This window comes from Rhizobium sp. USDA 4016, assembly GCF_056279705.1.
The window spans coordinates 325,493-351,367 of record NZ_JBWCCY010000003.1; the positions used below are offsets into that span (position 1 = coordinate 325,493).

Genomic DNA, 25,875 nt, shown 5'->3' on the forward strand with positions numbered 1-25,875 from the left:
TCTCTCTTGGATCAATAGGATCCGGGGCCTTGGGGAGAGAATCAACGCATGTCCGACGTCTATGTTATCCACGCGAGTGAGGATGACATCATAACAGGTGAAATCGTTGCGCTTCTCAAGAAACACTGGGACGTGTGGTGGGATGACACGTTAGTTGGCGATTTCGTCGAGATCGTACCCCAGCAGATCGTCAAAACAAAATGTGCGGTCGCGATAATGTCGGTGCATTCGACCGTTAAGGAAACGGTCATTGACGAGATGAGGCTGGCGCGAGACGCGGGGGTCGCGATCTTGCCGCTGATGATCGACGACGCGAGGCTTCCGTATACCTATGGAAGCTTAAGTAGGGTTGACTTTCGGCTATGGGATAAAACCGAGGGCCATCCTTTGTTTCAAAAGTTGCTGCGTAAAATTAGCACGCTCGTCCCTCGCCGCGTGCCATCAAAGAGGCCGTCATCGGTCGGGAATACCTCCCTGTCCTTGCCAGCAGTTTTCCTGTCGGTTTCGTCCCATGAAACCCAACTCGCTCCGCTAGACGCGGTCAAGGCTCTGCGTGTCTTCGGGTCGCCAACCGTTCTGGTATCCGCATATGACCTGTGGCGAGATCGTAGGCCGAAGGGCATCGAATCGGAGCTCGAGCAAATCCGCGCGGCCGACGGCATAGTTCTCATCGACTCCGGAAATTACGAGGCGACCCGGCGCGGAGACGCGGAATGGGTGGCGGATCGATTTCACGAAGCGCTGGAAGGTATTCCGCACGATTGGTCCTACTGCTTCGATGTCATGGACCCATCACCTGATCCTGTTATGGCAGCCCACGAGGTCATCGAAGCGGTTCGTCGAGACGCGCGTGCGACAGGTTCGAACGTCCTTCCGATCGTTCACGCGCACCGTACCACGGCGGGCTTCGTGACCAGCCAGCTGCCAAGCGTTGTAAAGGCCGTGACGGATGCCCTAAAACCTCCCATCATCGCGGTGGCCGAACGAGAACTTGGTCGCGGGCTCATCGAACGCGCCGAGACCGTGCGAGCCATTCGCAGAACGTTAGATCAGCTACCGTCCTATCAACCCCTGCACTGCCTGGGCACGGGGAACCCCTGGAGCATAGCGCTACTCGCGACCGCTGGCGCCGACAGCTTCGACGGCCTAGAATGGTGCCGGATGGCGATAGATCACGCGACAAACAGGTTAAACCATTACCAACATTACGATTTCTTTATGTATCAGACTGAATTTTCCGACTCACGGGTAACCTTGGCTGCGATTGACGACGACAGGATCGACTATGCTGGCAAGGTTGCCTTCCACAATCTCGACTATTATCGGTCTTTCGCGGCGAAACTTTACGAGCACGCCCACACGGACAGAATGGAGGCGTTCATCTTGAAAACCCTGGGAGACGGTGCCACCAATCAAATCAGCGACCAGTTACCGGGGATCTTCGCCAAATGACCCACGCTGGACGACTGGAACAAGCCGTCGTGTGCATTTATCCGGAAATACAGCGCCGGGTGGCTTCCTCCGAGGCTAAGACAAGTGAAACCGTGCTTTGGAAAGAGTTGTCGTGTTGCATATTGAGCAGCCAAGTCAAATATTCCCTGGCCGTGGCGGCGGCGGAGCTTTTGGAGGGAAAGGGGCACCTGCTAGGTCGAGCACCGGTCTGTGTTGACACTCTCGAAAACACCTTAAGATCGACGCTCGTGGTTGGAGACAGGCCTCAACGGTATCGGTTTCCCCAGGCAAAGGCACAGCAGCTGGCCTCGACGCATCGCGCTATTCACGCCAAGGCTCAAGGGCTATCCGGTCTCCTGGAGGGGTTCCTCGATGCCACGGACGCGCGTCGATGGTTCGTCGCGAACGCGGCGGGAATGGGGCCAAAACAAGCTAGCATGTTTCTGCGCAACACCGGTATAACGTATGGCTTGGCGGTTTTGGATAGGCACGTGCTAGACTACATGAGCGAGATCGGCCTTGGTTCCGAGGACTCATCGAACCTATCAAGCTTGAACGGATATTCGCGGCGCGAAGAGGTATTGAAAAATTATGCTTCGGGCCTGGGGATGGCGGTCGGCCTCATGGACTGGGCGATTTGGATCGTCATGCGCGTATTCAAAGGACAGGAGATGGGTGCATGAGCGTCGTGACATTGGTTTCCGGCGGGTTAGACTCAACGCTTGTCGCATATCTGGCAAAGGAAGAAGGGCTATTTATCCATCCCCTCTTCGTAAATTACGGCCAAAGGGCCCTGGAACGTGAGCTCCGGGCCTGCAAACGCGCGATGACGAAGCTTTCCTTGAATAACCTGGAGATCGCTAATTTACCGGGGTATGGTGCGCTAATCCGCTCGGGTCTCACAGATCCGAGCCAGCATATCATCGAGGACGCCTTCACCCCGGGTCGGAACATGCTGTTCCTGCTGGTGGCGTCGGCGCACGCGTTCAAGGTGGGAGCCGACGCGGTCTCCATTGGTTTGTTGCACGAGGAGACGGCGCTTTTCCCGGACCAGACTTCCGGTTTTCTCAGGGAAGCCGAAAGTCTAATCGGACGTATCATGGGCCGACCGGTCCGGGTGCTTGCGCCCTTGGCGTCTTTCCACAAGGATGAAGTGATCGCCCTCGCACGGATGAAGGGCATCGAGGGGACTTATTCCTGCCATATGGGCGACGAAGAGCCCTGCGGAAATTGTATCGCTTGCAACGAATTCAAGATCGAGGAGGCGTAAATGGGAGGAGGCAGCGGCGGAAGCTGGAGCCGTCTTGGCGACATTCGCAGTCTTGAGGAAAAGGCAAAGCAGGCGTTGCAAGGCGGCAAGCGCAATGTGTTCATAAGCTTCGCGACCGAGGACATGGACGAGGTGAACCTCCTCCGTGCTCACGCGAAAAATGAGAACAGCGACATTGAATTCAACGACCACTCCGTCCGCGAGCCATATAACAGCGACCGGGCGGCTTATATAAAGGAGAAAATATCCGAACGTATCCAGCGGTCGTCCGTCTGCGTGGTGTACGTCTCCGACAGCACGAAGCAAAGCAATTGGGTCACGTGGGAAGTCGAGGAAAGCTTGCGCCAGAGCAAAAAGGTGATTGGCGTGCATCCGCGCGGGAAGGCGCCAGCTTCAAACCCCGATTGGGTGTCGCGACACGGTATCAAGCTGGTGAATTGGAGCGATCTTCCCAAGGAATTGAAGTGACAGCTTCCTTGGTGGCTCGCGCACCTCCTCCAGCGTCAATGGCAATGCCTGATCCTGGCGGCGGAAGGCCACGGCCCGCTCATCGAGCGGCTTACGGATTGCTTCTCGAAACGAAGAGAAATCAATAAACTTCGGGAACTCCAGTCGAAGACAATTGTCAAGTCACAGCGCGTGGAACTAGCGGCCCTGCTCGGAGCTTACGCGCGCGTGAGGGAGGGTGGTCGACGTCGTCTATCCAACCTATGAGGCGCAGGCCTGAACCTGAAATCCTGCACTCAGTTCCCTTCCGACCCTTCATCTTCAGCAAGTCCATCGCCCTCAAGCGTCTGCCGGCTGAGCAGCCCGGCGTCCTCAAGCCGCTCGAGATCGGGGAGCTCGCGCAGGGTTTCCAGGCCGAACACCGAGAGGAAATGCTTCGTCGTCACATAGGTATAGGGCGCGCCGGGCGTTGGGCTGCGCGGGCCGGAACCGAGGAAGCCGGCGTCGCGCAGGCTGGCGATCGTGTCGCGGCTCACCTCCTTGCCGAACATGGTGGATAGCTCGCCGCGGGTCACCGGCTGCAGATAGGCGATCGCCGCCAGCACTGCGGCCTCGTTCTCGGACAGCGATGCGGCGACGCTGCGCGTCGGAGCCTGCGACGCACGGATCGCCGAACCATAAACCGTGCGGGTGCGGTGCTGCCAGCCGCCGGCGACCGCGACGATATCATAGGGGCGGGACCGCAATTCCTCCCTGAGGTCGTCGATCAAAAGCTCGATGCTGCAGGATTGACCGACCACGCGCGCCAAGACCTCGCGGCTGACCGGCTCGCTGGCGGCAAAGATCACGGCTTCCGTCCGCAGCATCCATTCGCGCCAACGCAGTTCCGGCGGCAGATCCTCAAGCTCGCGGTCGAGGAGGACCGTGTCCTCGGACTTCGTCGTGCCCCGCCTCCCTGCCTTTGTTGCGTTCCCTCCGGCCATGGTCACAGCCCAAAAATCCGAAACGAGGTCCGGCCGGACAGCTCTCGCACCGCGCCAAAACTTTCCAGCCGCTCGAACAGCCGCGTTGCCGCCCAGCGGGAGAGATGGCTGCCGGGTGCGGAAGCCGGCACGGCATCCTCGTTGAGCAGCTTTTCGATGACGACGCCGGCGCCCTTGGTCCGCACCTTCGGCGCCGCCGCCAGTACTTTTTCGGCCCGCCGGTCGATGTCGTTGGCCTGCCGCAGGGCCTCGGTCGTGCCCGCGACCAGCGCCAGGCACACCGCCCGCGGGAAAGCGGGCTCGCCGGGCCGCACCCCTCCCCGGCCGCCGATCGTCTTGAACGCCGCGCCGTAGCGTTCGCCCATCAGCAATGGCACGCCACAATCCCACCCGAGCTTTTCCGCCAGCAGACGGTCGGCCAACCACCAGGCCAAAATTTCGGCGTCGGGCCGGGCGGCGCAGATTTTTGCCACGAGATCGGCGGCGACGAATGGCGCGGCGCGCGGCGACTGCAGCGCGGCGTCGAACAAATCGGCGACCTCGCTCAGGCCTTCCTGACGCAACGCGATCAGCACCGCCAACTCCTGCAGAACCTTGCTGCCGATCGCCCGCTTCTTCGCCGCCAGCTTGTTGAAGGCCAAAACCATCGCGCCGGCCGGACCCGGATTGCCGCCAGGCGCAGTCAGCAGCACCGCGTCGCGCAAGGCCGCCTCGCCCTCGTTGCGGCCAGTCAGCCGCACGGCGGCTTGCGCGCATCTCAGCACCAGCCGATGACGCCAGCAGCCGGCCCAGGCGGGTTCGGTGCGCACCAGATCGTCGAGCGATTTCAGGGCGATGCCGGCGGCGAAGGCGGCGTCCGCCTCGCCCGGGTCGTGCTGTCGCGAGGACGCCCAGGCCGGCAGAAGCGGCACGGTCGCCGGCGCGATCGGGGTGGCAAGCGGTGAGCGAAGGCGCGAATCCATGCAGTGAAGCATAGTCGAGATGCGCGGCTTAGGCCACCTAATTCCGAGAAAACCGCACCGCCCGTCAGCACCGTCTTATGTCCAATAAGATTGCATTATCGGACGTTTTTGTCATTATAGAGAAATGGCCCAAATCAGCGAGCAGAACACCAAAAATCACGCCGAGGAGAACGCTGCTCCGTCTGACAGCACGGCGCACTCTGGTGATGTTTCCGCGCCGCAGCCGTCGGCTGGCATCTCGATCGACCGCGCCGGGCTCCCCTCACCTCTTCCCGTGCCGAATGCTACGTTGCCAGCGCACCTGGAAAAACTCGCCGATCGGGCACGCGGCTATGTCGAGGCGGCCAGCTCCGGCAATACTCGGCGCGCCTATGCCGCGGACTGGAAACATTTTTCGGCCTGGTGTCGGCGCCAGAATGTTGCGCCCCTCCCCCCGGATCCGCAGGTCGTCGGTCTCTACATCACCGCCTGCGCGTCAGGGACCGCAGAACGCGGCATGAAGGCGAACACCGTTTCGACGATCGAACGGCGCCTCTCCGCGATCGGTTGGAACTGCGCCCAGCGCGGCATGCCGCTTGACCGCAAGGATCGCGCCATCGCCACCGTGATGGCCGGCATTCGCAACACCCACGCCGCCCCTCCCCGGCAGAAGGAAGCCATTCTGCCGGAAGATTTGATCGCCATGCTGGAGACGCTGGACAGGGGAACCCTGCGCGGCTTGCGGGATCGGGCGATGCTGCTGATCGGCTTTGCCGGCGGCCTGCGCCGCTCGGAAATCGTCGGCCTCGACCTCGGTCGCGACCAGACCGAGGATTCTTCGGGCTGGATCGAAATCTTCGACAAAGGCCTGCTGCTGACACTGCGCGGCAAGACCGGCTGGCGCGAGGTGGACGTCGGCTGCGGCTCCTCCGACGCCACTTGCCCTGTCGTTGCCATCGAGACCTGGATCAAGTTTGGAAAGCTCGCCAAAGGTCCCCTCTTCCGCCGCGTCACAGGGCAAGGGAAGGCTGTCGGCCCGGACCGCCTCAACGACAAGGAGGTGGCTCGCCTGGTCAAGGCGGCGGCGCTGGCCGCCGGTGTTCGCGGTGACCTCAGCGAAGGGGAGCGGGCGGCGAAATTCTCCGGCCATTCGCTGCGCGCCGGCCTCGCCTCTTCGGCCGAGGTCGATGAACGCTATGTCCAGAAGCAGCTTGGCCATGCTTCGGCCGAAATGACACGACGCTACCAGCGCCGGAGGGATCGTTTCCGCATTAATCTAACGAAAGCGAGCGGACTTTGAGGAGCTCGCCGCATTCTGGAGGAAATTCCGCGGTGGCAAATGAACTTCCCATCTTTTGCGATTGGAAAAGTGGGTCTCACTTCTGATAAGTACCTGTTATCGGAAGTGATTGAGCGAAAACGGCTGTCGGTCGTCCTGGATCGCCGGAAATGCCCGGTTTTCCGGGCTTTCTGGGCGATTTCGCCTGGGATGACCGGACTCCACAAGGCAGAATTCGACGGCCGCAGTCGGCGCACGTGGTCCCGCCCCTCTTCCAGAATTGAGCGGCGGCGCTCTTCAGCAGGCCGCTAATCTCGCGGCCATCTCCGGAACCGCTGTTTTTCCAGCATTTCCGCCACAGAAGCCCGCTGACGCGCGTTTGCTGATCCGGACGCTCCGTTGCTCGTCCACGGCGGCATTTCGAGTCTGGCGGGCCGCTACTCAATACCTAAAACACGCTTGCAACCGAACGTTTACTGATACATTCTTTATTTGTACAAATCGCTTCTAAAAAGACCGCGAGATTCCATGGCGAGAGCTGCAACCTCCAATCCCCTTCGCCCGCCGCAAAGACTGATCGGATACGCGCGCGTCTCGACGGACGACCAGCTCAACGATGCCCAGGTCGACGAGTTGCGAGCGGCCGGTTGTCATCACATCCATCAGGAGCACGTGATCCGGGGCATCACGGACCAGGTCGATTCTGACGAAGCTTCTCCAGGAACTTACCGCGGGCGATGCCCTCGTCGTCGTCCGCCTGGACCGGCTAGCGCGTTCCGTCAGCCACTTGCTTAACGTCATCGAAGAGCTCGAGAAGCGAGGCATTCACTTCCGGTCCCTTCGCGATCCGATCGACGCCTCGACACCGCAAGGCATGTTTTCGCTGCAGGTGCTAGGTGCCGTAGCCCAGCTCGAGCGTGCGCTGATCGCGGAGCGAACCAAAGCCGTCATGACGGCAGCTAAGGCACGCGGCCGGCTCGCTGGTCACCCTGGACTTCGCGAGCGCCGACCGGAAGCTGTCCGCGCTATCTCAGCCGCCCGCAGTCGGGCTTATCTGGACGAACTGATCTCATCGGCGCAGACATGGCTGCCAACCGTACGCCAACTGCGACCGCAACACAGTTGGGATAATGTCGTGCGGATACTTAATCGCAAAGGTCACGACTGGACGGTCGAGCGCTTGCGCCGGGCAATCCACCGGATGGTGCACGAGAAACTCGCCGAGCCAGAATTGCTCGGCCGCTCTCCTCGCCGACCGCCGGAGGACAATCTGATGAAGCTGGTCGCCGCGATCGCGATCGCCGATCCCGATCTATCGCAGCGCGAAATTGCTACGCAATTGGACCAGATGCATGAGCGGCCGCCGCGTGGTGGTCGGAAGTGGCAACCGTCCTCTGTCAGGGCGCTGTTGGATGAAGCGCGCCGCTTCGGTCTCCTTCGCCCATGAGAGCCAGTATGGAAGGCGACCGACCAGCGCCAACACCAAGCAAGGGCGGTCCTTATCGCCCTCTTCGCGGCCTTCGAGGTATTGCCAGTGCCAGAGATAGGAATATCGAAAGACCCGGCGGATCTTGGGTTCAATCGGCAGCATTCTTGCTCGTAAGCAGCTCGGCGTTGAGATGATCGAGATTGCTGTCCATCTCGGCTGCTTCGACGGCTGCACTATTGACGTCATTGTGAAAACTCTGTTCTCCGTAATATGCGGGATTTCCGTAACTTTTCAAGCGTGCTGAAACTGCCGAAAAGGTGGCGCCGGCGACGGCGGAAATCTAGAAGATAGACTTTCTGTCAACGTCTCTTCACAATCGATCCGTAGTGAAAAGAAGCGCAAGGTAGGAACTCATGGACAAGCCCTGGACCGTCAGCCACGGACCGATCATAGCAACAGAGTTCGATGTTCAAAAGGCAGAGGCGATCAGCTTACTGCTGATCCGTCCGATCGGGATTCTCCCCAATACGCCAGGCGATCCGATCCGTCCCTTCGCGCTCGGGCTCTTCAACGATATCCGCGCGCTGATAAAGCCTGATGTCAAAGCCACGGCGTTGCGCCGAGCCGTTGGGTCCTTTGTCCACTCAAAACGGTACTATTTCGCGAGCGCCCAACCTGGCTCGATGCGTCATGACATCGATGGCAATCCCGTGGAGCCACTTTCGAACGCCGACCGGCTTGTTGCGCAGCAACGCTTTTTGAGCCTGAAACGAAATAACGACGAGAATAGCGCCTCTAATATCGAATCGGCCCCATCCCCAGCTCCCCCGAGCAAGACAGAGCAGATCCGCGCCGCCCTTCTCGGACGGGACCGGCAGACCTGACGAGCGCCATCTATCTCGGCTTGGTGGGCAGATCTCCCACGATCTGTGCGTGGAGAATCTCATCGATGAAGAGCCGGCGCGCACCGAGCGCGCCGAACTCCCCTCCCCTGCGTTGTCTCGGTATTCACCTTGGACGCACGAGACGATGAACAGCAACGATCATGCGCATGTCGTGCTAATCGGCCGGCCGACCCTGAAGCGCTGGTTGGCGGAAGCCTGCATAAATAGAGGTTCGATCTTCCGGCGCATCGATCAATGGGGCAACCTGACGCGCGGGGCGGGCGTCGCAGTCGGTCAATCTTATCCTCAAGAGCCGCTGCAAACATGCCCGGCTCGTTCCCGCGCTGTTTTCGGCGCATGGCCTGCGCCTCTGGTTACCTGACAGAAGATTTCAATCGCCCTTGCCGGCCGCGATGCGGAAATCGCTGCACAAGTCGGTGACGGAGGCGGCCGGTTATTATAATCACGCCTAGCCCAAGATGGGCCTAGCCGCCCGCCTGATGACCAGCCGAGAAGCGGGCTCTGCAACAGGACAAACAGCGCAGCCTCAGAGATGCGGCACCACGGGGAAACGACATGGGAGGGGCAGGGCGACTGATATCCGTGCGGCACCTCTCGCGGTTACCTCCTGCCCAACCAAGTAGATTTCACTGGAGTGAGGTTGTTTCCTTTTCAGTTCCCCGCGGGGAACTCAGGCGCAATCCGGACAGCATCCAAAGACCTGAAACTGGAAGTGGAAGTGGAAGTGGAAGCAGTGAGATCAATGTATCGACAGTCGCGTCAAGCTCTGTTCATGATCATCGGCTAGAAAGTTTCGGAAACAGATAGGCACCATGTTGAACCTCTAGGCAACCAGCCACGTCCCGATCGTGGCAAATGAGAACTATCTTCGAAAGGGAGAGGCTATCAACGCATTGCTTGTTCGCCCGATTGATATTCTTCCTGCGAAGATCGGCAACCCGATCCGCCCTTTTTGCCGTTGGGCCTTGGACTGATATTTCGCACGCTTCTGAAACCAGAATGCGGCGTAACGGCTTTCAGGCGAACTACGAGCATCTATCTGCATTCGAAGCGCTACTATTTCGCCACCCCCCGCCAGACGCATGCGCCACGACATTGATGGACAACCCGTCGGATCGGTTTCGCCGGAAAGTCGCTTTGCAGCGCAGCAGCGCTTCTCAGACAGAACAACGCGTCAGCGAAAGGAGCGGCCGGACTTCCAAGCATACAGGCTCGTCCGCATTCCGAGCAAATTCGTGCCGATCTGCTCGCCAAAAGTAGAACAGCGGCTTCGCCAAGCCAAGCCGCCGGGCTTTTCCCTGTGATGCTGCAAGGCTCACTAGAGCTTGCATTGAAAGCACCGGGCCATTGACGGGCGATGGCTGACAGAGGCTCGGTAAGTTCCCCGCGGGGAACTACGGTGGAAAGCGTTCATACCGAGGTGGTCGAACATGCAGGGAACCCGTGGGGAACCACCTCATTCGACACAGTCACGTAACGTCCGTCCGCCGAATTTCCACGGACACCAGCCTCAGACGGTTACATCGCTCCATCCCAAGTGAGAGCTCAAAGCACGCGGCTCAAGGACCGGAAAGTTGGAGGAGGGGAGGGGCCTCGCCGCTTCCGCGAGTTTTCCTGCCACAAAATTTGCTCGACCAAGCGAATCGCGCTACCTCTGAAACTACGCAAATAATGCGAATTATCGTTCTTTCGCGAAACGACGGTACCGTTAACCCGCCCTTAACCACACCGGCCTCAAGTTTCAGCAGTCGAACAGAGGGAAGAATCGTGAACAGGCATCTCAGCAGCCTAGACTTTATGCGGAGTTTTTCGAGCAAGCTTGAACTCGCTCTCCAAAATCTTGCCATCGCCCAATATCCGCCGGACGCGCATCGCGAAATGCGAAAGTTCTCCTCATCGGAGGTCGCTGCACTCCTCGACGTATCCGAAGCCTATATCAGGCAGATCGTCTTGAAGGATAAAGCTCCAGCGCCCGAGACAACCCAGAACGGCAGGCGCCTGTACACCCTCGAGCAAATTCTGGAGCTTCGGCTCATGCTCGCCGAAAAGGGCCGCAAGAAATGGATGAATCCAAGACGTCTCGCCGGCGAGGATTGCCAGATCATCGCCGTCACGAACTTCAAGGGTGGATCGAGCAAGACGTCGACGACCATCCATCTAGCTCACTACCTCGCATTGAAGGGCTACCGCGTTCTCGCAGTCGATCTCGATCCACAGGCCTCTCTTACAAGCCTCCACGGCAGTCTGCCCGATTTCGACCCACGCGAGGACGACACGCTTTACGCAGCCATACGGTTCTCCGAGCAGAAGCCTACGCGTGGGCTGATACACAGGACCCACATAACCGGTTTCGACGTCATCTGCGCCGGCCTCGACCTTACCGAGTTTGAAACGGCGGTGGCGCTTGAAATGCGACGCAATGGCGGTACCAGTTTTCTGCTTAGGGTGTCGCAGGCCTTGGAACAGGTCGCTGACGACTATGATGTCATTCTTATGGATTCTGCGCCATCGCTGAATTTTCTGACGCTCTCGTCCCTGACAGCCGCTACCGGTGTTATCATTCCCGTGCCGGCGCACATGCTGGATGTCGATTCCACCGGCAAGTTCCTGGAACTGGCCTCATCATATATGCAGATACTCAGCGAAATGGGTGCGTCTGCCCAATGGGATTTCGCCAAGTTCCTTGTTACCAAGTTCGAAGCGAATGATCATCCTCAGGCCAACATGACCGCCTTGATGCGGCAGGTCTTCGGCGACGACCTTCTCCTCAACATGGTCGCAAAATCGACTGCCGTTGCCGATGCGCTGACGTGGAAGCAGAGCCTCTATGAAGTGCAGCGCTCACGTTTTTCAGCGCCGAAAACCTATGATCGTGCGATTGAATCAATCAATGCGGCCAATATCGAAATAGAAAAGCTGCTCTGGGCAGCCTGGGGGCGTGAATGAGCCGGAAAGATTCGAAAGGCATGTTTGCCAATGTGCTCGGTCAACTGGAACAGCCCCCGGGGACCGCAATCCCCCGCACGACCTCCCCGCATCTTTTGAAGGTGGCAGCGGGTGTGCGCCAGATCCAGGAAAAAGGTGAGGCGCTCGACCAGTTCCTGAAGGATGGGGAGCATATTATAGAGCTCTCGCCGGACGATGTTGCCCCTTCGGACATCACCGATCGCTTCGAGGGCGCTTATGAGACCGCCGCCGTCGACGACATCATCGCATCGATGAGAGAGCGCGGGCAAATCGTCCCCGGTTTGGTGCGCCCACGCAAGGGCGAGGGGCACCCCTACCAGATCGTATTTGGCCGGCGCAGACTCGCTGCGGCCCGCGCGCTCGGTATCAAGTTTCGTGCGATCATGCGCGAGCTCAGCGATGAGCAGGCAATCGTCTATCAAGGCGAGGAAAATACAAATCGCGACGACCTTTCCTTCATAGAGAAATGTGCATTTGCTTTGGCACAAGAACAGGCCGGGTATAAGCGGGATGTGATCTGCGCCTCCCTGAACACCGGCAAATCGCACGTTTCGGAAATGCTGCAGATCGCAACGGCACTGCCGCGCGATGTTCTTCTTGAGATCGGGCCTGCAGCAGGAATTGGTCGCCGCCGTTGGCTGGAGTTTTCCCAGACCTTTGCTTCGACGAAAGACGCAGAAAAGCGCGTCGTCTCAGCCCTTGGCGCGGCCGGCACCGCCATCAGTGACGAACGGTTTCAGCTTGCACGGCAAGCCCTTCGAGCCGAACGAACAGACGCCGAGCCGACAATCGGCCAACCCGGAGAGATCTGCGCCAATGGCTTCCTGCTCGCAACCGTTTCCTATCCCAAATCGGGAGCGCGGCTGAGCTTCACCAAGTCGGTGCCGCCAAGTTTTGTCCGGTTTCTTACAGAACGCATGGAAGCGCTCCACAGCGAATTCGTGCGGTCGTCAAAGAATTAAACGGCAGAGGATAACGTCGCAAAGAAAAAGGCTCCCGAACGCTACCGTCGCGGACGCCCTTCGGTGGCTATCTCAGGCACCTGACCCGCCGCTCTGCATTGAATAACCTCAGCGTTGGACCGATGCTCATGGCTCTCAATCGAAAACCGCAAGCGATTGCCTCGGTCCACCAAACAAACAACTAACGGAAGTCTACCCGGATTTTGCTTCATTTACTTTGCCGAACTTGAGAGAAATCCAGAGGATGATCCCCTAGTTATCCGTATCCGTAACCGGGGCAAATTTCCGGGCAGAACAAATCCATGGTGATAGTTGCCGCACGGCCTTGAGTGCTGAGGTTGGCTGGCGTTAGGCTGATGTGATCTCTAACCCGCGAGGACCCCATGCCAATCGACATCGATAAGCTGAGCGAAGGCGAATTGATCGATCTCAACAATCGGATTGTCGAGCGACTGCGATTTCTTCACCAGATGCGAGCGCATAAGACTATGCTCAATTTCTCGATCGGCGACCGTGTGGCGTTCGAAGATCAGCACGGCCAGACAATCGAAGGGAAGCTGACCCGTTACAACAAGAGATCTGTAACGGTGATTGGTCATGACGGGCGTCATTGGAATGTGTCGCCGGGCTTTCTGCGCAAGGCGCACGTACCGGCCGCCACGAAGACATCCGCGGTTATAACCCTCGCCGAGCGATGATCTGATTTAGCGCGGGCTTGCTACGAGCTGGGGGAGTGCCGGGATGCGAGATACCGCTGAGCCAAGGCCGAGGCGATCGCCGAGATAACTGAAGAACGAGATGCCGAGCTTCCTGCAGGTCTTCATCAGGCCGAGCAGAACGTCGCGGGCGCGGCGGCCGTTTTCGCTCATCGTGCCGCCAGAGATCTTACGCTTGGTTACGCAGGCACGAATATCGTTTTCCGACGCATTGGTATGGAGCGGGATGTCGGGGTAGTCGAGAACCCGCAACAGCTCCGACTTCCGGCGATGCAGTCTTCGCAGCAGCTTGTCCAGCGCCTCATAGCCGGTCACGAGAGTGAAGATCCGGTCGAAACGCCGCATGAGGGCACGCGCCAGCTGAGGAGAAGGTTTGCTCTTCCAGACCTTCAGAATGCGATAGAACCGCCAGATGAGATCGCGGGTCGCCTTGACTGCTCGTTCCTGCCGGCGCGTTGCGGGCATCAGCTTGTGCACCAGACGCTCGGCATGTACCCAACATAGGGCATGGCTGCCGACGCGGAACTGGCCGGCATCGTCGGAAACGATGACCGTATTGTCGAGCAGGCCATGGTCCCGGATCGAGCCCCATAGGGCACTTTCGCTGAGGGCGCGTAACAGCACACGATCGAAGACGTCGATCGGCAATGCCGCCAGGTGTTCGAGCCACGCCATCTGCGAGTGGAATACCTTGTGGGGGTGAGCGGCGAGCTTGTCTATGACGTGAACCTCGACGCCGCGTTCGCGCATATAGACAAGCGCGGCGTCGTTGACGACGTAGTCTTCGTGTCCGGCCCTGAGTAGCGACAGGAAATTCAACCGCGATTTGGCGCGGCCGGTCCGGAACACGGCGAAGCGGTCGCTGCCGATATGGGTTGTTATAGCGTCGTGCCGCCCATGCCGTGCGCCAGTATCGTCGACGGTAATGAACGGTGACGACAACAGGCCGGCCCTAAGCACGGCTTGTTCTTCCTCGAAGAGCATGTCAATTCCGCTACTCAGCAACCGAACGACCTGACGTTTGGAAATCTCGACGCCGATGCCGTTGAGGATCGACGTCAGCCGCTCTGTCGTGACTTGCCCCTGCGTATGCAGGGCCAGGCAAAACTGCCGCAGGGCGGGACCGAAACCGCCCAGCACGCCAGCCGGCATGGGCGCTACCATTGTCTTCCCATCCGGCGTGATCCAGCGCTCGCGACGATACCGCACAACCTCGCTCGACAGCACGATATCGCGCACGAGTGCTGTTTCGTAACCCTTGAACCGCGAACCCTCCGGCGCGTCGATTCTGACGACCACATCCCGTGTGACACGGTCGCGATCCGGCTTGGCGCCTCGCCGGCGCCGACCCGCCTCCGAAGCAGCACTATCCGGTTCAGTGGCCTTTTCCATGCCGGATGGTCGAAGCGGCGGCAGTTTCTTCAGCCGCGCGATCTCGTCTCGCAACTGGCCGTTCTCTGCTCGCAGCGCCTCATTGGCCAGACGCAGTTCATCGTTGCTCTCGCCCAATTCTTTGTTCTCAGCGCGAACGGATGTGACGTCCGCGCGAAGTGACTGAACCTCGCCGACCAAGCCAGCAACAAGCGACCGCAGGTCAAAGAGCGGCAAGTTGTCCAAAGAATCAGAGGACGAAGAGGCCATGCCTCATTGAGTCAGAAAATTGGCCTCGTGGGAATCCTGCCCGGAAATTTGCCCCGGTTACTCCGTATCCTGATTGGTAACCGGGGCAAATTTCCGGGCAGAACAAATCCATGGTGATAGTTGCCGCACGGCCTTGAGTGCTGAGGTTGGCTGGCGTTAGGCTGATGTGATCTCTAACCCGCGAGGACCCCATGCCAATCGACATCGATAAGCTGAGCGAAGGCGAATTGATCGATCTCAACAATCGGATTGTCGAGCGACTGCGATTTCTTCACCAGATGCGAGCGCATAAGACTATGCTCAATTTCTCGATCGGCGACCGTGTGGCGTTCGAAGATCAGCACGGCCAGACAATCGAAGGGAAGCTGACCCGTTACAACAAGAGATCTGTAACGGTGATTGGTCATGACGGGCGTCATTGGAATGTGTCGCCGGGCTTTCTGCGCAAGGCGCACGTACCGGCCGCCACGAAGACATCCGCGGTTATAACCCTCGCCGAGCGATGATCTGATTTAGCGCGGGCTTGCTACGAGCTGGGGGAGTGCCGGGATGCGAGATACCGCTGAGCCAAGGCCGAGGCGATCGCCGAGATAACTGAAGAACGAGATGCCGAGCTTCCTGCAGGTCTTCATCAGGCCGAGCAGAACGTCGCGGGCGCGGCGGCCGTTTTCGCTCATCGTGCCGCCAGAGATCTTACGCTTGGTTACGCAGGCACGAATATCGTTTTCCGACGCATTGGTATGGAGCGGGATGTCGGGGTAGTCGAGAACCCGCAACAGCTCCGACTTCCGGCGATGCAGTCTTCGCAGCAGCTTGTCCAGCGCCTCATAGCCGGTCACGAGAGTGAAGATCCGGTCGAAACGCCGCATGAGGGCACGCGCCAGCTGAGGAGAAGGTTTGCTCTTCCAGACCTTCAGAATGCGATAGAACCGCCAGATGAGATCGCGGGTCGCCTTGACTGCTCGTTCCTGCCGGCGCGTTGCGGGCATCAGCTTGTGCACCAGACGCTCGGCATGTACCCAACATAGGGCATGGCTGCCGACGCGGAACTGGCCGGCATCGTCGGAAACGATGACCGTATTGTCGAGCAGGCCATGGTCCCGGATCGAGCCCCATAGGGCACTTTCGCTGAGGGCGCGTAACAGCACACGATCGAAGACGTCGATCGGCAATGCCGCCAGGTGTTCGAGCCACGCCATCTGCGAGTGGAATACCTTGTGGGGGTGAGCGGCGAGCTTGTCTATGACGTGAACCTCGACGCCGCGTTCGCGCATATAGACAAGCGCGGCGTCGTTGACGACGTAGTCTTCGTGTCCGGCCCTGAGTAGCGACAGGAAATTCAACCGCGATTTGGCGCGGCCGGTCCGGAACACGGCGAAGCGGTCGCTGCCGATATGGGTTGTTATAGCGTCGTGCCGCCCATGCCGTGCGCCAGTATCGTCGACGGTAATGAACGGTGACGACAACAGGCCGGCCCTAAGCACGGCTTGTTCTTCCTCGAAGAGCATGTCAATTCCGCTACTCAGCAACCGAACGACCTGACGTTTGGAAATCTCGACGCCGATGCCGTTGAGGATCGACGTCAGCCGCTCTGTCGTGACTTGCCCCTGCGTATGCAGGGCCAGGCAAAACTGCCGCAGGGCGGGACCGAAACCGCCCAGCACGCCAGCCGGCATGGGCGCTACCATTGTCTTCCCATCCGGCGTGATCCAGCGCTCGCGACGATACCGCACAACCTCGCTCGACAGCACGATATCGCGCACGAGTGCTGTTTCGTAACCCTTGAACCGCGAACCCTCCGGCGCGTCGATTCTGACGACCACATCCCGTGTGACACGGTCGCGATCCGGCTTGGCGCCTCGCCGGCGCCGACCCGCCTCCGAAGCAGCACTATCCGGTTCAGTGGCCTTTTCCATGCCGGATGGTCGAAGCGGCGGCAGTTTCTTCAGCCGCGCGATCTCGTCTCGCAACTGGCCGTTCTCTGCTCGCAGCGCCTCATTGGCCAGACGCAGTTCATCGTTGCTCTCGCCCAATTCTTTGTTCTCAGCGCGAACGGATGTGACGTCCGCGCGAAGTGACTGAACCTCGCCGACCAAGCCAGCAACAAGCGACCGCAGGTCAAAGAGCGGCAAGTTGTCCAAAGAATCAGAGGACGAAGAGGCCATGCCTCATTGAGTCAGAAAATTGGCCTCGTGGGAATCCTGCCCGGAAATTTGCCCCGGTTACTCCTGATTGCATTGGTTGGTACGTGGGGAGATTGGTGGCTGTGGCTTTTACTTCCCGATATCAATTGAAACGCTAAGCTGAAAATCCGGCACTGATTTTTGACCAAACGGTTCACATGAGGACAGGGAGGGGCTCTTAAAGCCCTAATGCTTTTGTTAGATTGGTCCGGAAGCGGTCGCGCTGGCGCTGATACCTGCGCGTCATCTTGGCCGAGGCCTGGCCTATGGGTCAATCCGGTCAGGTGGCCTGCCCGGACAACTGATAAAGAAGGTGTCGCCGGTCTGGCGTCTGGCGTAGGGCGACCGCGACTGGCGCGGCGTCCTAACGCAGATCGCCTGCGCCGCGTGCAGCGTGGGCGTGCCGATCGTGGCCAAGGAAGTGGGGTCGGGCCTGTCCGCCTCGGTGGCCTGTGCGCTTGTCGAGGCGGGCGTGGCGGTGATCGATGTCGCCGGCGCCGGCGGCATCAGTTGGGCCGCGGTGGAGGGCGAGCGCGCCCGCGATGCCGCCGACCATGCAGTGGCGATGGCGTTCGTCGATTGGGGGATTCCGACACCGCCAGCGTGCAGGCGGTACGTCGGGCACTGCTAAGGTGAAGCCGATCGCGTCGGGCGGGATCCGCGACGGCGTCGACTTGGCCAAGGCCATCCGCCTGGGCGCGGACATCGCCGGGCAGGCGGCCGGCGTGCTGCGCGCGGCTACGGTATCCACCGAGGCGGTTGTCGCGCATTTCGAGATCGTCATCCGCCAGTTGGCCGTCGCCTGCTTCTGCACCGGCTCGGCTGACCTGGCGGGGTTGCGTCAGGCGCTTGTTGCCCTTGGCGCATCTGCCCGCCGGTTGAATCACGAAGCAGCACCCTAACAAATCCGCGACCAGCGCGAATCCCCCGCATCTGCGACTTTCTGACTCAGTAAGACTAGGCGCCCGCCGCCACGTGCGGGCGCCGCCGGCAGCGAAGCGCCCCGCCATGCCCGACTAGACAGCCGAGAGTGAAGCCGCATTCGACGCTTATGTCGATGCCTTGACCGGGGTGATCGGTCACGCCGACCGAGCTGAGCCCCTGAAGGGGTCGAACATAGTCTGGTTTGCCATTTGCGGTGACATTCAGGCAGAGCTGTTTTGTGAGGGCCGGTAGTGTGCGTCGGCGAATCCACGCAATGAAAAGACGTTGATTGGCTTTTCTCCCAGCGGAGCTGCTCGGCTCGATTATAGGCACTCGAAATCTGCTTTGCCCGAACCTAGCTCAGGAGCCCCAGCGCCTCGGTCTTTAACGTTTGCCAAAAATGGGCATGGCTTTGAGAATACCAAAACCCTGACAGCTGTCAGGGTTCGTGACCTTGCCCCGTTGAAATAATCCATTTTGAAGTAAGCTCTGGCCCATTGAGAGGACCAGGGAAATGAAGCGCAACCGTTTCACAGACGAACAGATTATCGGCATTCTGAAGGAACAACTGACCTTGAAGCCATCAAGCTTGCTCTCATAAACATAACCGGATCGGTGTCTTCCACGGCACATTCTCTGTGGTCCAACATCCGCGGTGGCCACCACATAGCTCGAATATGCCACGCGTCGTATCGCGTTTCCTTCCGTGCAGGTCCCCGGATCGCCATCAGAATGAAACTGGGCGACGCTTCGCGCCGCGGCGCCGAAGCGTTTGCAGATCCGGAACAGTGGCATGGAGAACGGGAAGCGTCGTTGCTTCGACAGACATCTGACTTTTGGTGCACTGGATCGACTGGAGGGCCGCTGTTTGCGTTGCGATCGCGGGCCGGAGGTAAGGACAGTGTCGAATGCCTCGAAGAGGTCTTGATCGGTTAATCTTATGAAGGAATACCGGTCGGTGTGATTGTCCGGCTTCACATTTAGGGGCAGCACCTGCGGCCATACCACGAGCAATTCTTCGGCCCATTTTTTCGTGTTGTGCTTGAGGGCATTGGCGAGAATGCGAAGATGGTCGAGTTGTGTGACAGCCGGGATCTGTTTTGCCGCCATGTGTTTCAAAAGAGCGGCATGGTCGCCGTGTGGGGCCATACAATATTGCCGGATGGCCCGCTCCCAGAAATGGTGGATGCCAAGAATATACGATTTGCGTAATTCGTCGGCCGCCTGCTCGCATTCTTCCAGCTCTATAACCAGAACGGTCCCCTGATCATAGAGAATATTGCCGTCATCGTCGCGCTCGACCTCAGCTGTAGCAATACGCTCCCGATAAGATGCCAGCTCTTCGCGCGTGGCCACGCCAAGTTTAGACGCGGTTTCCTTGTCGGCCCCCACGAGCTGCTCCCAGACGGGCGATCTCGGCTTCCAGAACCGCGAGAGGCAGTGTCGCCAGATCATCGGTTGCCCGCCGCTTAACGCATCCTTGGCGACATCCGCCCAGATATTATGGCGCTTAACGCCGGCGCGATCGCGGATGGGTCGGTTAGACCAGTGGCTGGGAGGATTTCTCCGTGGCTTGGGAAACCGACGTCAGGGCCGGGATCGACCCGGCCTTCATACGCTGTCGTCAGAGCAATCGGTCTATGCCTGCAAATTGTCCGCCGACATCTTGCCGGACTTGCGATCCTGCACCAACTCATAGGTGATCTTCTGTCCGTCGTTAAGACCGCGCAGGCCAGCCCGCTCGACCGCCGAAATATGAACGAAGACGTCGGCGCTGCCGTCATCCGGCTGGATGAATCCAAATCCCTTCGTCGCGTTGAACCATTTTACCATACCCGTCGCCATAACGTCTTCCTTTGATCCTTTGTCCTGCCGCCGCCCTTTCGTTCGACAGGATCGCCTTATGCGTGAACAAAGATAGGTGCTTCTGAATTCCACACAATGCCGAGAATTTCGGGTTGGTGCGCCGCCCGGAATTCCCACGCGGAACCCTTGGCTCATCCGTACTACCTTACTTTTCTCCTCGTTGCTTCAGGCGAATGCTCACGGGACGCCCCTCGGCCTGCTGAACGTCGAACTGGTTCGTCTTGCGGATAAGGTCGCTGAGTTTTCGGAAGCCGAAGGTGCGGGATCGAAGTCCGGCGACAGGTTCAGAAGTTGCTTGCCGACGGTGCTAAGATCGACCCAGCCGTCCTCGGTGTCCTCCTGCGACAGCACCTTCTTGATCAACGGCACCGCGGTGCTCGCCGGCTGCAGCGGCTTGTCGGGAGACGCGGTGTTCTGCTCATCCTTGATCGCTCCGGGAACGAGGTTTTCGGTATAGACGAACCGCCGGCAAGCTTGGCGAAAACTCTCTGGCGTCTTCTGCACACCGAAACCGAAAACATCGACGCCTTGCTCGCGTATACGAGCGGCAAGCCGTGTGAAATCGCTGTCGGAGGAGACCAAGCAGAAGCCATCGAAGCGGCCGCTGTGCAGCAAATCCATGGCATCAATCACGAGAGTGATATCGGAGGTATTTTTCCCAGTTGTGTAAGCGAACTGCTGCTGTGGTATGATCGCATGCTTGCCAGAGCGTTCGCCCACCCCTTCGAGCGAGTACCGGAGAAATCGCCATAGATGCGCCGCACGCTCGCCTCACCGATCTTGGCGACTTCTTCGAACAGCCCGTCGGCGATCTTGGCCGAAGTGTTGTCGGCATCAATTAGGACCGCCAGGCGCGGTGACCGAGTTTCAGACGGCATTTCGCTTCCTCACCTTCCAAACAGGCTGAAATCTACCACCAGGACGCGATTCAAAACAGCCAAACACCTGCGTCAGGACCCTGCCCTGACGCAAAGACGGATCGGACACGCCCGCGCTTAGACCTTCAGGCGGAGCTGTTTTATGGGGACCGGTAGTGTGCGTCGGCGAATCCACGCAATGAAAAGACGTTGATCGGCTTTTCTCACCGGCGGAGGGGCTCGGCTCGGTTATAGGCAATCGAAACCTGCTTAGCCTACACCTAGCTCAGGAGCCCCAGCGCCTCCGTCTTTAGGTTTGCCAAAAATGGGCATGGCTTTGAGAATACCGAAACCCTGACAGCTGTCAGGGTTTTTATCGATCCTCAACCGGTTTTCTGGTCACTGCCTCCGTTCGCTCTTAGCAGCGCCATGAGAACCGGACCGAGGGAAAATTCGCCGCGTGTCGTTTTCGAGGTCAGATCACGCAGATATCCACCAGCCGAGTTGATGTGCCCTGCCCGCTCCAGAATGCAGGCTATCGTGGCAGCTGCATTTTCCGGCCCCATAGCCTCACAAGCTTCCTGATAGGCGGACGGGCTTACGCCAAGCATCGATCGCACGGTGACGGCCGCCGCCATCAGATCCCGCCAGCTCCCTACCGCTCCGCCAGGCCCGTATGCGGCGATTTGAGGGCATGCCCTCAACACCATTCCCACCGGAAACGCCTTCATAGGCTCGCTTTTCTGGTCATGGGTTCGGCTCGACCTCGCCCCCTGCTCTTTTTCAGAGCTAGGTTCAAGTTCATTGATGGATTCGGTATTTGAATTCTGTTTGTGATGCTCATTATGAGCATCATTGGTGCTAATATTTCCTGCTTTCTGCTGAAGATCCAGCGTGTTGAGGATTTCCTCCTGCAGCATGTTCATTTCATCCAGCAAACCAGCTAGGTCATAAAGACTCGGGGAGCGCGGCAGGCGACGGACCAGCCCAACGTACACGCACTCGATTTTCTCCCAATCCCCATCCGCGCCCTCTTCGATCGCGGCGGTGATGAGCTTGCGGATGTCGCGCCGGCATACTGTAAGGGTTTCCTTCGCCCTTCTTAACGCTATGCGATCCGCAGCAACCTGCTGCGCGATCCCGGCAAGTTCCTCAGCACGCATGAGCAGAGGCGAGAGATCGAATCCGAATGCGCTCTCGATTGCACCGGCCTTGTCTTTGCGCGCGTAACGCTTGCCGTTGGCGCTGTCCTTCCGAAAAATCAACCCGGCCTCAACGAGAGCTGCCAGATGCCGACGAAGCGTGGCACCCGCTATGCCGTGAGCACGAAGTGTGAGCTGAGCGTTCGACGGGAACACGACAAGTCCGGCGTCCTGACGCAGCTCATTTTCGGGATAGAAGCTCAAAAGCGCATCCAGAATGGCCAAACTGCGATCCTGAAGACCGAGCAACACACGTGCTTCAGAAACGTCGCGGAAGATCTTCCACTTGTCCGCCGACTTGCCAGACCTGATCTCTTTCGTGGCAATTTGTCGCTTCACCAGAGCAAGCGTCACCGGCCGCCGCCCAAAGGGCGTCGTCACATGTTCACTTTGCATTTTTCTTCACCTTCTAAGAGGCAAAAGAAATACGCTCACCAAAATACGGTGCCAAAGACTCTTGACTGGGATTCGGGGAAATGCGATTCTCTAGTTGTCACACAGAGAGAGAGGCTTCCACGACGGCAACGTTTGGGGGCCTTTTTCTTTTGCTGCGCTTCCTTCTTCAGTAAGCTCCAATATCCTGACAGCTGTCAGGGTTTTACTGCTCTCGCTGACGGGCAAAGCGCTCAGCAAGACCTGGCAGCTCCCCCTCAACAAATTTCAAAAACTCGAGTCCGAGCGATCCCTCGGCCGAAATTCGAACCTCTTTCGAGGTCATCGACAAGGCGCCGAGCTTTGTACCGCTCTTGTCCGTAATCGGGCTTGGTTCCCGCCGGCCACTTGATGCTGGCTTGATGATGTTCAACGCACGCTGAAACCTCTGATCGGAGGTCTCAGCCGCATCGCCCTTCTTAACCAACGCCGCCCGTAATGCATCAAGCGTTCCCGGGTCGCCCGCAACCGTCCTGGCCAGATCGAGCCAGCGTAGCCGCCCGATCTTTGGCGCCCGGCCAATGGCCTCGATGATATCCACGGGAATCATTCTGTAGACATTCCGCATCCGTGCCAGTTCGGCGTCTTCGATCGAAAGCGCGGCGTAGATATGGCGAGGCTTGATCCCCGCACCGTCCATTCGCGATGCAAATAGCGCGCGCTCGATCCAGGTCAGGTCCTGGCGACTCGCGTTTTCGATACCTTGCGCGAGAACAAGATCGAGATCGGAAATCTCCACCTCAATAGCGCGAACGGGTCGGTCGAGCTGTTTGGCAGCAAGCCAGCGGCGGTGGCCGTAGACGATCTGGTATCGACCGGGTGACGATGTGTGTTTGCGAACCTGGACGGGGACCATCTGTCCCTCAGTCTCAATCGACCGCTTGAAAACCTCAAAACTCGCTGCGTCATCGTCGGGCAGTCTGTCTGGGTAAGGGGAGGGGTCGACGAGGGAGGGATCCAGGTCTCGAACCGCGGCGCCACCCGCCTCGACAAGAGCCTTCAACCGATCACGCTCTGATCTGATGTCGTCGATTGCCCGGTGGGCTGCGCCAATGACACCAGCCCCGACGCGATTGCCGGAAGACTGAGCCGGGGGCTCAAGCTGCTGGTCAGTTGTCTGGCTGTTCTCTAGCTCTGCGGAAAGCAGTCCGAAGCTAGCGACAATGGACTTGCGAGATGATTCGCTCATGGCCGCCCCCAGCTATCATTAATGAGGCGAACTATCGCCTCGTTTACGGCGTCTACCGCCTCGCGGGCGCGCTTTTGAGTATCGCGACCGATTTGTCCCATCTCGAGCTCATATATCGAACGTTTCGCTAGGCCGGCGGCCTCGACCGCAGTACTCTCGATGGCGGTCGGCAATAAGACATCAGGGCCGAACAAGTGCCTAAGCATCGCAACGACCTGTGACTGCGGAGCGTCATTTGGGTTGTGGCGTGTTACCAAGTACCGGATGAAATCCTGATCCAGCTGGGCTCCGCTCTCATTGAGGACACTTATCAGATCTCCCATCATGAGAAGAAACTGGCTCATCGATGCGACGTCCAGCATGGCTGGATGGACAGTTATGATCATGCTCGTTGCCGCGTATATCGCGCTGAGCGTCAAAAAGCCGAGCGACGGCGGCGTGTCGAGGATTACGATGTCGTAGTCCGACTCGACTTCTGAAAGAGCGAGCGTCAATCGCTCGAAGAAGATTGCGCCCGAACTCGACTTGTTCGCCAAAATCCGCGGCGTTTCGTGCTCATACTCCATGACTTCCAGATTTCCCGGAATGAGGTCAATGCCATCGAAGTATGTCTTGCGGATGATATCGCGGATTGGACGACGTTCGGCCTCATCGTAGCGCAGAGCGGCGTAAATTGTTTCATTTGACCCAACGTCGATCTCTGGCTGAGCACCAAACATAGCGGACAGAGATGCCTGAGGATCCAAATCTAATGCAAGGACGCGATAACCTTGAAGCGCGAGATAATGGGAGAGATGGACGCAGGTCGTGGTTTTTGCGCTGCCGCCCTTGAAGTTGGCTATTGCAACTACCTGGAGATGCTCGCCGGCGCGACGGCGAGGAAGGAATCGCAAGGCGTCCGCAGGTTTCTGCATCGCGAACAACCCACGCAGCTCATTGATCTGGGCCAGCGTGTAGACGCGATGGTTGTTCTCCAGCCTGCTGGGAACCGGTCCACGTCCTTCTGTGGACATGAGCTTCAGGGTGGAATCGGGTATAGACGTCAGCTTTGACACTTCGTTGGTCAGAAACGGACGCAGAATCTTTTCCGACTTTGGCGGATACATGCGAGTTCTGAGCTGCTGCAATTGCCCGGATAGAAGCCCTGCATGACGCATGATTTTGCCGCCAGCATCTTCCTTGGAGCCGACAACTGATTCTACTCGGTTTGCTATCGCCATCTGTTCCTCTTGGCGGCCTTCAACCGGTTTACCGGCCATTGCCCGCCAGAGATGAAACACGATTCTCCTGGAGGCGTCCAGAAGTTTAGGGTTAACAGGGGGTTAAAGGTGTGGGAATGATCCGCAAGCGGTTTTTTGTATTTTTGTATTTCCGCTCCGAGGGTTAGCTCAACTCTCCTGCCTGCTTGATCTCGAATTGTTCTCCTGTGAATCCTACAAGCGTAACGCAGCACGATGAACTGGCAGACACCTGCAATATCATCTCACTTTCGACAAATGGTCGATGCGACTCAGCTGAACTTACCTTGTAGAATTCGACAACTGCCGCACCGCTTTGATCCGTGCTCATTTTCCAGCCGTCATTCAATGACGGAGAAAATCATGCACATTGTCGCTATATCTGCCGCTAGGACTCATCGCGAGCACCAACTCCTCGATGCCCACCATTCCTTGCGGGCAAACGTCTTTTCCGCTCGGCTCGGTTGGGAGGTCGACGTTGTCGACGGTCGAGAGACGGATTCGTTCGACAATCTCGGACCCGCATACATCCTGGCGGTCTCTTCCGACAACCGCGTTGTCGGCTGCGCAAGGCTTCTTCCAGCCGTGGGTCCAACAATGGCCGAGACCGTGTTTTCGTCGCTGCTTCCAGGAGGACGGCTCCATGCCCATTCGGCGATGATCGAGAGCTCCCGCTTCTGCGTTGACACGACGCCGGCGGAGGGAAGGAGAGACGGGTCGGTCCATGAGGCGACGCTGACTATGTTCGCAGGCATCATCGAATGGTGCATGGCGAATGGCTATACCGAGATTGTCACTGTGACTGACATTCGATTCGAGCGGATCCTCGCTCGCGTCGGATGGCCACTGCTGCGTTTTGGTGAGCCCAAGCAGATCGGCGTAACGATGGCCGTGGCGGGCACGCTGCCCGCCAATGCGGACACATTCCTTAGGCTCCGCCCTTCCGGTTACCGTTCTGAACTCACTCGTCTCAGCCAAGCAGCGTAAGGAGA

General features: G+C 58.8%; 20 protein-coding genes and 5 pseudogenes. 14 read left to right on the forward strand and 11 right to left on the reverse strand.

All coding sequences use genetic code 11. The features are described 5' to 3' along the window. Nucleotides 1-48 precede the first annotated feature (48 nt). Genes ACZ9DP_RS14670 through ACZ9DP_RS14685 form a run of 4 tightly spaced genes read left to right on the forward strand, consistent with a single transcriptional unit; the run spans nucleotide 49 to nucleotide 3,190 of the window. Nucleotides 49-1,452 carry a toll/interleukin-1 receptor domain-containing protein gene (locus tag ACZ9DP_RS14670; protein ID WP_476202646.1) on the forward strand — a complete coding sequence of 468 codons (1,404 nt, stop codon included), beginning with the start codon at nucleotides 49-51 and terminating at the stop codon, nucleotides 1,450-1,452. Then, the gene (locus tag ACZ9DP_RS14675; RefSeq protein ID WP_476202647.1) at nucleotides 1,449-2,135 is read left to right on the forward strand and encodes an 8-oxoguanine DNA glycosylase; all 687 of its coding nucleotides are present in this window, start codon (nucleotides 1,449-1,451) and stop codon (nucleotides 2,133-2,135) included. Before ACZ9DP_RS14670 ends, ACZ9DP_RS14675 begins: the two co-directional genes overlap by 4 nt. Beyond that, complete coding sequence (locus ACZ9DP_RS14680; RefSeq protein WP_476202649.1) at nucleotides 2,132-2,722, forward strand: 7-cyano-7-deazaguanine synthase; 591 nt, start codon at nucleotides 2,132-2,134, stop codon at nucleotides 2,720-2,722. The genes ACZ9DP_RS14675 and ACZ9DP_RS14680 overlap by 4 nt, the downstream gene beginning before the upstream one ends. Then, nucleotides 2,723-3,190: a TIR domain-containing protein gene (locus tag ACZ9DP_RS14685; RefSeq protein ID WP_476202651.1), complete on the forward strand. Its 468-nt coding sequence runs from the start codon at nucleotides 2,723-2,725 to the stop codon at nucleotides 3,188-3,190. Between the two features lie 275 nt (nucleotides 3,191-3,465). Here the strand turns inward: ACZ9DP_RS14685 and scpB are convergent, their stop codons facing one another. Together scpB and ACZ9DP_RS14695 are read right to left on the reverse strand one after the other, a co-directional pair. After that, nucleotides 3,466-4,152, reverse strand: a complete 687-nt coding sequence (scpB, locus tag ACZ9DP_RS14690) for an SMC-Scp complex subunit ScpB (RefSeq protein ID WP_476202652.1) — start codon at nucleotides 4,150-4,152, stop codon at nucleotides 3,466-3,468. Between the two features lie 2 nt (nucleotides 4,153-4,154). After that, nucleotides 4,155-5,114 (reverse strand): DUF1403 family protein, encoded by a 960-nt coding sequence (locus ACZ9DP_RS14695; protein ID WP_476202654.1) that lies wholly within the window; start codon nucleotides 5,112-5,114, stop codon nucleotides 4,155-4,157. Between the two features lie 124 nt (nucleotides 5,115-5,238). Between ACZ9DP_RS14695 and ACZ9DP_RS14700 the strand changes: the two genes are divergently transcribed. Together ACZ9DP_RS14700 and ACZ9DP_RS14705 are read left to right on the forward strand one after the other, a co-directional pair. Beyond that, a complete protein-coding gene (locus ACZ9DP_RS14700) occupies nucleotides 5,239-6,393 on the forward strand; it encodes a site-specific integrase (RefSeq protein ID WP_476202655.1) in 1,155 nt (384 codons plus the stop codon). A 507-nt stretch (nucleotides 6,394-6,900) separates the two neighbouring features. Then, a pseudogene (locus ACZ9DP_RS14705) lies at nucleotides 6,901-7,819 on the forward strand (recombinase family protein). Between the two features lie 12 nt (nucleotides 7,820-7,831). Here ACZ9DP_RS14705 and ACZ9DP_RS14710 read toward each other — a convergent pair. Next, a pseudogene (locus ACZ9DP_RS14710) lies at nucleotides 7,832-7,963 on the reverse strand (plasmid maintenance toxin (PemK-like)); the annotation flags it as partial. A 251-nt stretch (nucleotides 7,964-8,214) separates the two neighbouring features. On the opposite strand from ACZ9DP_RS14710, the gene ACZ9DP_RS14715 reads away from it, so the two are divergent. The 5 genes and pseudogenes from ACZ9DP_RS14715 to ACZ9DP_RS14735 all read left to right on the forward strand — a co-directional run bounded on the left by ACZ9DP_RS14715 (nucleotide 8,215) and on the right by ACZ9DP_RS14735 (nucleotide 13,333). Further along, nucleotides 8,215-8,685, forward strand: coding sequence for a ProQ/FINO family protein (locus tag ACZ9DP_RS14715; protein WP_476202657.1), 471 nt, complete (start codon nucleotides 8,215-8,217; stop codon nucleotides 8,683-8,685). A 43-nt stretch (nucleotides 8,686-8,728) separates the two neighbouring features. After that, a pseudogene (locus tag ACZ9DP_RS14720) lies at nucleotides 8,729-9,158 on the forward strand (site-specific integrase); the annotation flags it as partial. Between the two features lie 1,315 nt (nucleotides 9,159-10,473). After that, the gene (repA, locus tag ACZ9DP_RS14725; protein ID WP_476202659.1) at nucleotides 10,474-11,652 is read left to right on the forward strand and encodes a plasmid partitioning protein RepA; all 1,179 of its coding nucleotides are present in this window, start codon (nucleotides 10,474-10,476) and stop codon (nucleotides 11,650-11,652) included. Beyond that, nucleotides 11,649-12,635, forward strand: coding sequence for a plasmid partitioning protein RepB (gene repB / locus ACZ9DP_RS14730; protein WP_476202660.1), 987 nt, complete (start codon nucleotides 11,649-11,651; stop codon nucleotides 12,633-12,635). Before repA (ACZ9DP_RS14725) ends, repB (ACZ9DP_RS14730) begins: the two co-directional genes overlap by 4 nt. Before the next feature lie 383 nt (nucleotides 12,636-13,018). Then, nucleotides 13,019-13,333 carry a hypothetical protein gene (locus ACZ9DP_RS14735; RefSeq protein ID WP_476202661.1) on the forward strand — a complete coding sequence of 105 codons (315 nt, stop codon included), beginning with the start codon at nucleotides 13,019-13,021 and terminating at the stop codon, nucleotides 13,331-13,333. 6 nt (nucleotides 13,334-13,339) lie between these two features. On the opposite strand, the gene ACZ9DP_RS14740 is transcribed toward ACZ9DP_RS14735, so the two are convergent. Further along, nucleotides 13,340-14,992, reverse strand: coding sequence for an IS66 family transposase (locus ACZ9DP_RS14740; RefSeq protein ID WP_476202662.1), 1,653 nt, complete (start codon nucleotides 14,990-14,992; stop codon nucleotides 13,340-13,342). Between the two features lie 191 nt (nucleotides 14,993-15,183). On the opposite strand from ACZ9DP_RS14740, the gene ACZ9DP_RS14745 reads away from it, so the two are divergent. Continuing rightward, on the forward strand, nucleotides 15,184-15,498 hold the full coding sequence (locus tag ACZ9DP_RS14745; RefSeq protein WP_476202661.1) for a hypothetical protein: 315 nt from the start codon (nucleotides 15,184-15,186) through the stop codon (nucleotides 15,496-15,498). Nucleotides 15,499-15,504: 6 nt separating this feature from the next. Here ACZ9DP_RS14745 and ACZ9DP_RS14750 read toward each other — a convergent pair whose 3' ends face one another. Then, nucleotides 15,505-17,157: an IS66 family transposase gene (locus tag ACZ9DP_RS14750; protein WP_476202662.1), complete on the reverse strand. Its 1,653-nt coding sequence runs from the start codon at nucleotides 17,155-17,157 to the stop codon at nucleotides 15,505-15,507. Nucleotides 17,158-17,515: 358 nt separating this feature from the next. Between ACZ9DP_RS14750 and ACZ9DP_RS14755 the strand changes: the two are divergent. Then, nucleotides 17,516-18,057 (forward strand): annotated as a pseudogene (locus ACZ9DP_RS14755) (alpha-hydroxy-acid oxidizing protein); the annotation flags it as partial. A 426-nt stretch (nucleotides 18,058-18,483) separates the two neighbouring features. Here the strand turns inward: ACZ9DP_RS14755 and ACZ9DP_RS14760 are convergent. From ACZ9DP_RS14760 to repA (ACZ9DP_RS14785), 6 genes and pseudogenes are all read right to left on the reverse strand, one after another. Beyond that, nucleotides 18,484-19,491: a hypothetical protein gene (locus ACZ9DP_RS14760; RefSeq protein WP_476202664.1), complete on the reverse strand. Its 1,008-nt coding sequence runs from the start codon at nucleotides 19,489-19,491 to the stop codon at nucleotides 18,484-18,486. Between the two features lie 246 nt (nucleotides 19,492-19,737). Beyond that, a complete protein-coding gene (locus tag ACZ9DP_RS14765) occupies nucleotides 19,738-19,944 on the reverse strand; it encodes a cold-shock protein (protein WP_476202665.1) in 207 nt (68 codons plus the stop codon). Between the two features lie 166 nt (nucleotides 19,945-20,110). After that, nucleotides 20,111-20,843, reverse strand: a pseudogene (locus tag ACZ9DP_RS14770) (NYN domain-containing protein). A gap of 362 nt (nucleotides 20,844-21,205) precedes the next feature. Further along, entirely contained in the window at nucleotides 21,206-22,420 is a 1,215-nt protein-coding gene (repC, locus tag ACZ9DP_RS14775) for a plasmid replication protein RepC (RefSeq protein WP_476202666.1), read from the reverse strand. A 202-nt stretch (nucleotides 22,421-22,622) separates the two neighbouring features. After that, nucleotides 22,623-23,645 (reverse strand): plasmid partitioning protein RepB, encoded by a 1,023-nt coding sequence (gene repB / locus ACZ9DP_RS14780; RefSeq protein WP_476202668.1) that lies wholly within the window; start codon nucleotides 23,643-23,645, stop codon nucleotides 22,623-22,625. After that, nucleotides 23,642-24,904, reverse strand: coding sequence for a plasmid partitioning protein RepA (gene repA, locus ACZ9DP_RS14785; protein ID WP_476202777.1), 1,263 nt, complete (start codon nucleotides 24,902-24,904; stop codon nucleotides 23,642-23,644). Before repA (ACZ9DP_RS14785) ends, repB (ACZ9DP_RS14780) begins: the two co-directional genes overlap by 4 nt. Nucleotides 24,905-25,246: 342 nt before the next feature. Between repA (ACZ9DP_RS14785) and traI the strand changes: the two genes are divergently transcribed. Further along, on the forward strand, nucleotides 25,247-25,870 hold the full coding sequence (gene traI, locus ACZ9DP_RS14790) for an acyl-homoserine-lactone synthase (RefSeq protein ID WP_476202670.1): 624 nt from the start codon (nucleotides 25,247-25,249) through the stop codon (nucleotides 25,868-25,870). Nucleotides 25,871-25,875: the final 5 nt, after the last annotated feature.

Excerpts from the sequence above, each read along its gene's own strand:
- repC (WP_476202666.1), bottom strand. The coding sequence starts at position 22,420 with ATGCAAAGTGAACATGTGACGACGCCCTTTGGGCGGCGGCCGGTGACG.
- ACZ9DP_RS14715 (WP_476202657.1), top strand. The coding sequence starts at position 8,215 with ATGGACAAGCCCTGGACCGTCAGCCACGGACCGATCATAGCAACAGAG.
- ACZ9DP_RS14765 (WP_476202665.1), bottom strand. The coding sequence starts at position 19,944 with ATGGCGACGGGTATGGTAAAATGGTTCAACGCGACGAAGGGATTTGGA.
- ACZ9DP_RS14750 (WP_476202662.1), bottom strand. The coding sequence starts at position 17,157 with ATGGCCTCTTCGTCCTCTGATTCTTTGGACAACTTGCCGCTCTTTGAC.
- ACZ9DP_RS14745 (WP_476202661.1), top strand. The coding sequence starts at position 15,184 with ATGCCAATCGACATCGATAAGCTGAGCGAAGGCGAATTGATCGATCTC.
- ACZ9DP_RS14740 (WP_476202662.1), bottom strand. The coding sequence starts at position 14,992 with ATGGCCTCTTCGTCCTCTGATTCTTTGGACAACTTGCCGCTCTTTGAC.
- ACZ9DP_RS14680 (WP_476202649.1), top strand. The coding sequence starts at position 2,132 with ATGAGCGTCGTGACATTGGTTTCCGGCGGGTTAGACTCAACGCTTGTC.
- ACZ9DP_RS14700 (WP_476202655.1), top strand. The coding sequence starts at position 5,239 with ATGGCCCAAATCAGCGAGCAGAACACCAAAAATCACGCCGAGGAGAAC.
- ACZ9DP_RS14675 (WP_476202647.1), top strand. The coding sequence starts at position 1,449 with ATGACCCACGCTGGACGACTGGAACAAGCCGTCGTGTGCATTTATCCG.
- scpB (WP_476202652.1), bottom strand. The coding sequence starts at position 4,152 with ATGGCCGGAGGGAACGCAACAAAGGCAGGGAGGCGGGGCACGACGAAG.
- ACZ9DP_RS14735 (WP_476202661.1), top strand. The coding sequence starts at position 13,019 with ATGCCAATCGACATCGATAAGCTGAGCGAAGGCGAATTGATCGATCTC.
- repB (WP_476202668.1), bottom strand. The coding sequence starts at position 23,645 with ATGAGCGAATCATCTCGCAAGTCCATTGTCGCTAGCTTCGGACTGCTT.
- ACZ9DP_RS14685 (WP_476202651.1), top strand. The coding sequence starts at position 2,723 with ATGGGAGGAGGCAGCGGCGGAAGCTGGAGCCGTCTTGGCGACATTCGC.
- ACZ9DP_RS14670 (WP_476202646.1), top strand. The coding sequence starts at position 49 with ATGTCCGACGTCTATGTTATCCACGCGAGTGAGGATGACATCATAACA.
- repA (WP_476202777.1), bottom strand. The coding sequence starts at position 24,904 with ATGGCCGGTAAACCGGTTGAAGGCCGCCAAGAGGAACAGATGGCGATA.
- repB (WP_476202660.1), top strand. The coding sequence starts at position 11,649 with ATGAGCCGGAAAGATTCGAAAGGCATGTTTGCCAATGTGCTCGGTCAA.
- ACZ9DP_RS14695 (WP_476202654.1), bottom strand. The coding sequence starts at position 5,114 with ATGGATTCGCGCCTTCGCTCACCGCTTGCCACCCCGATCGCGCCGGCG.
- traI (WP_476202670.1), top strand. The coding sequence starts at position 25,247 with ATGCACATTGTCGCTATATCTGCCGCTAGGACTCATCGCGAGCACCAA.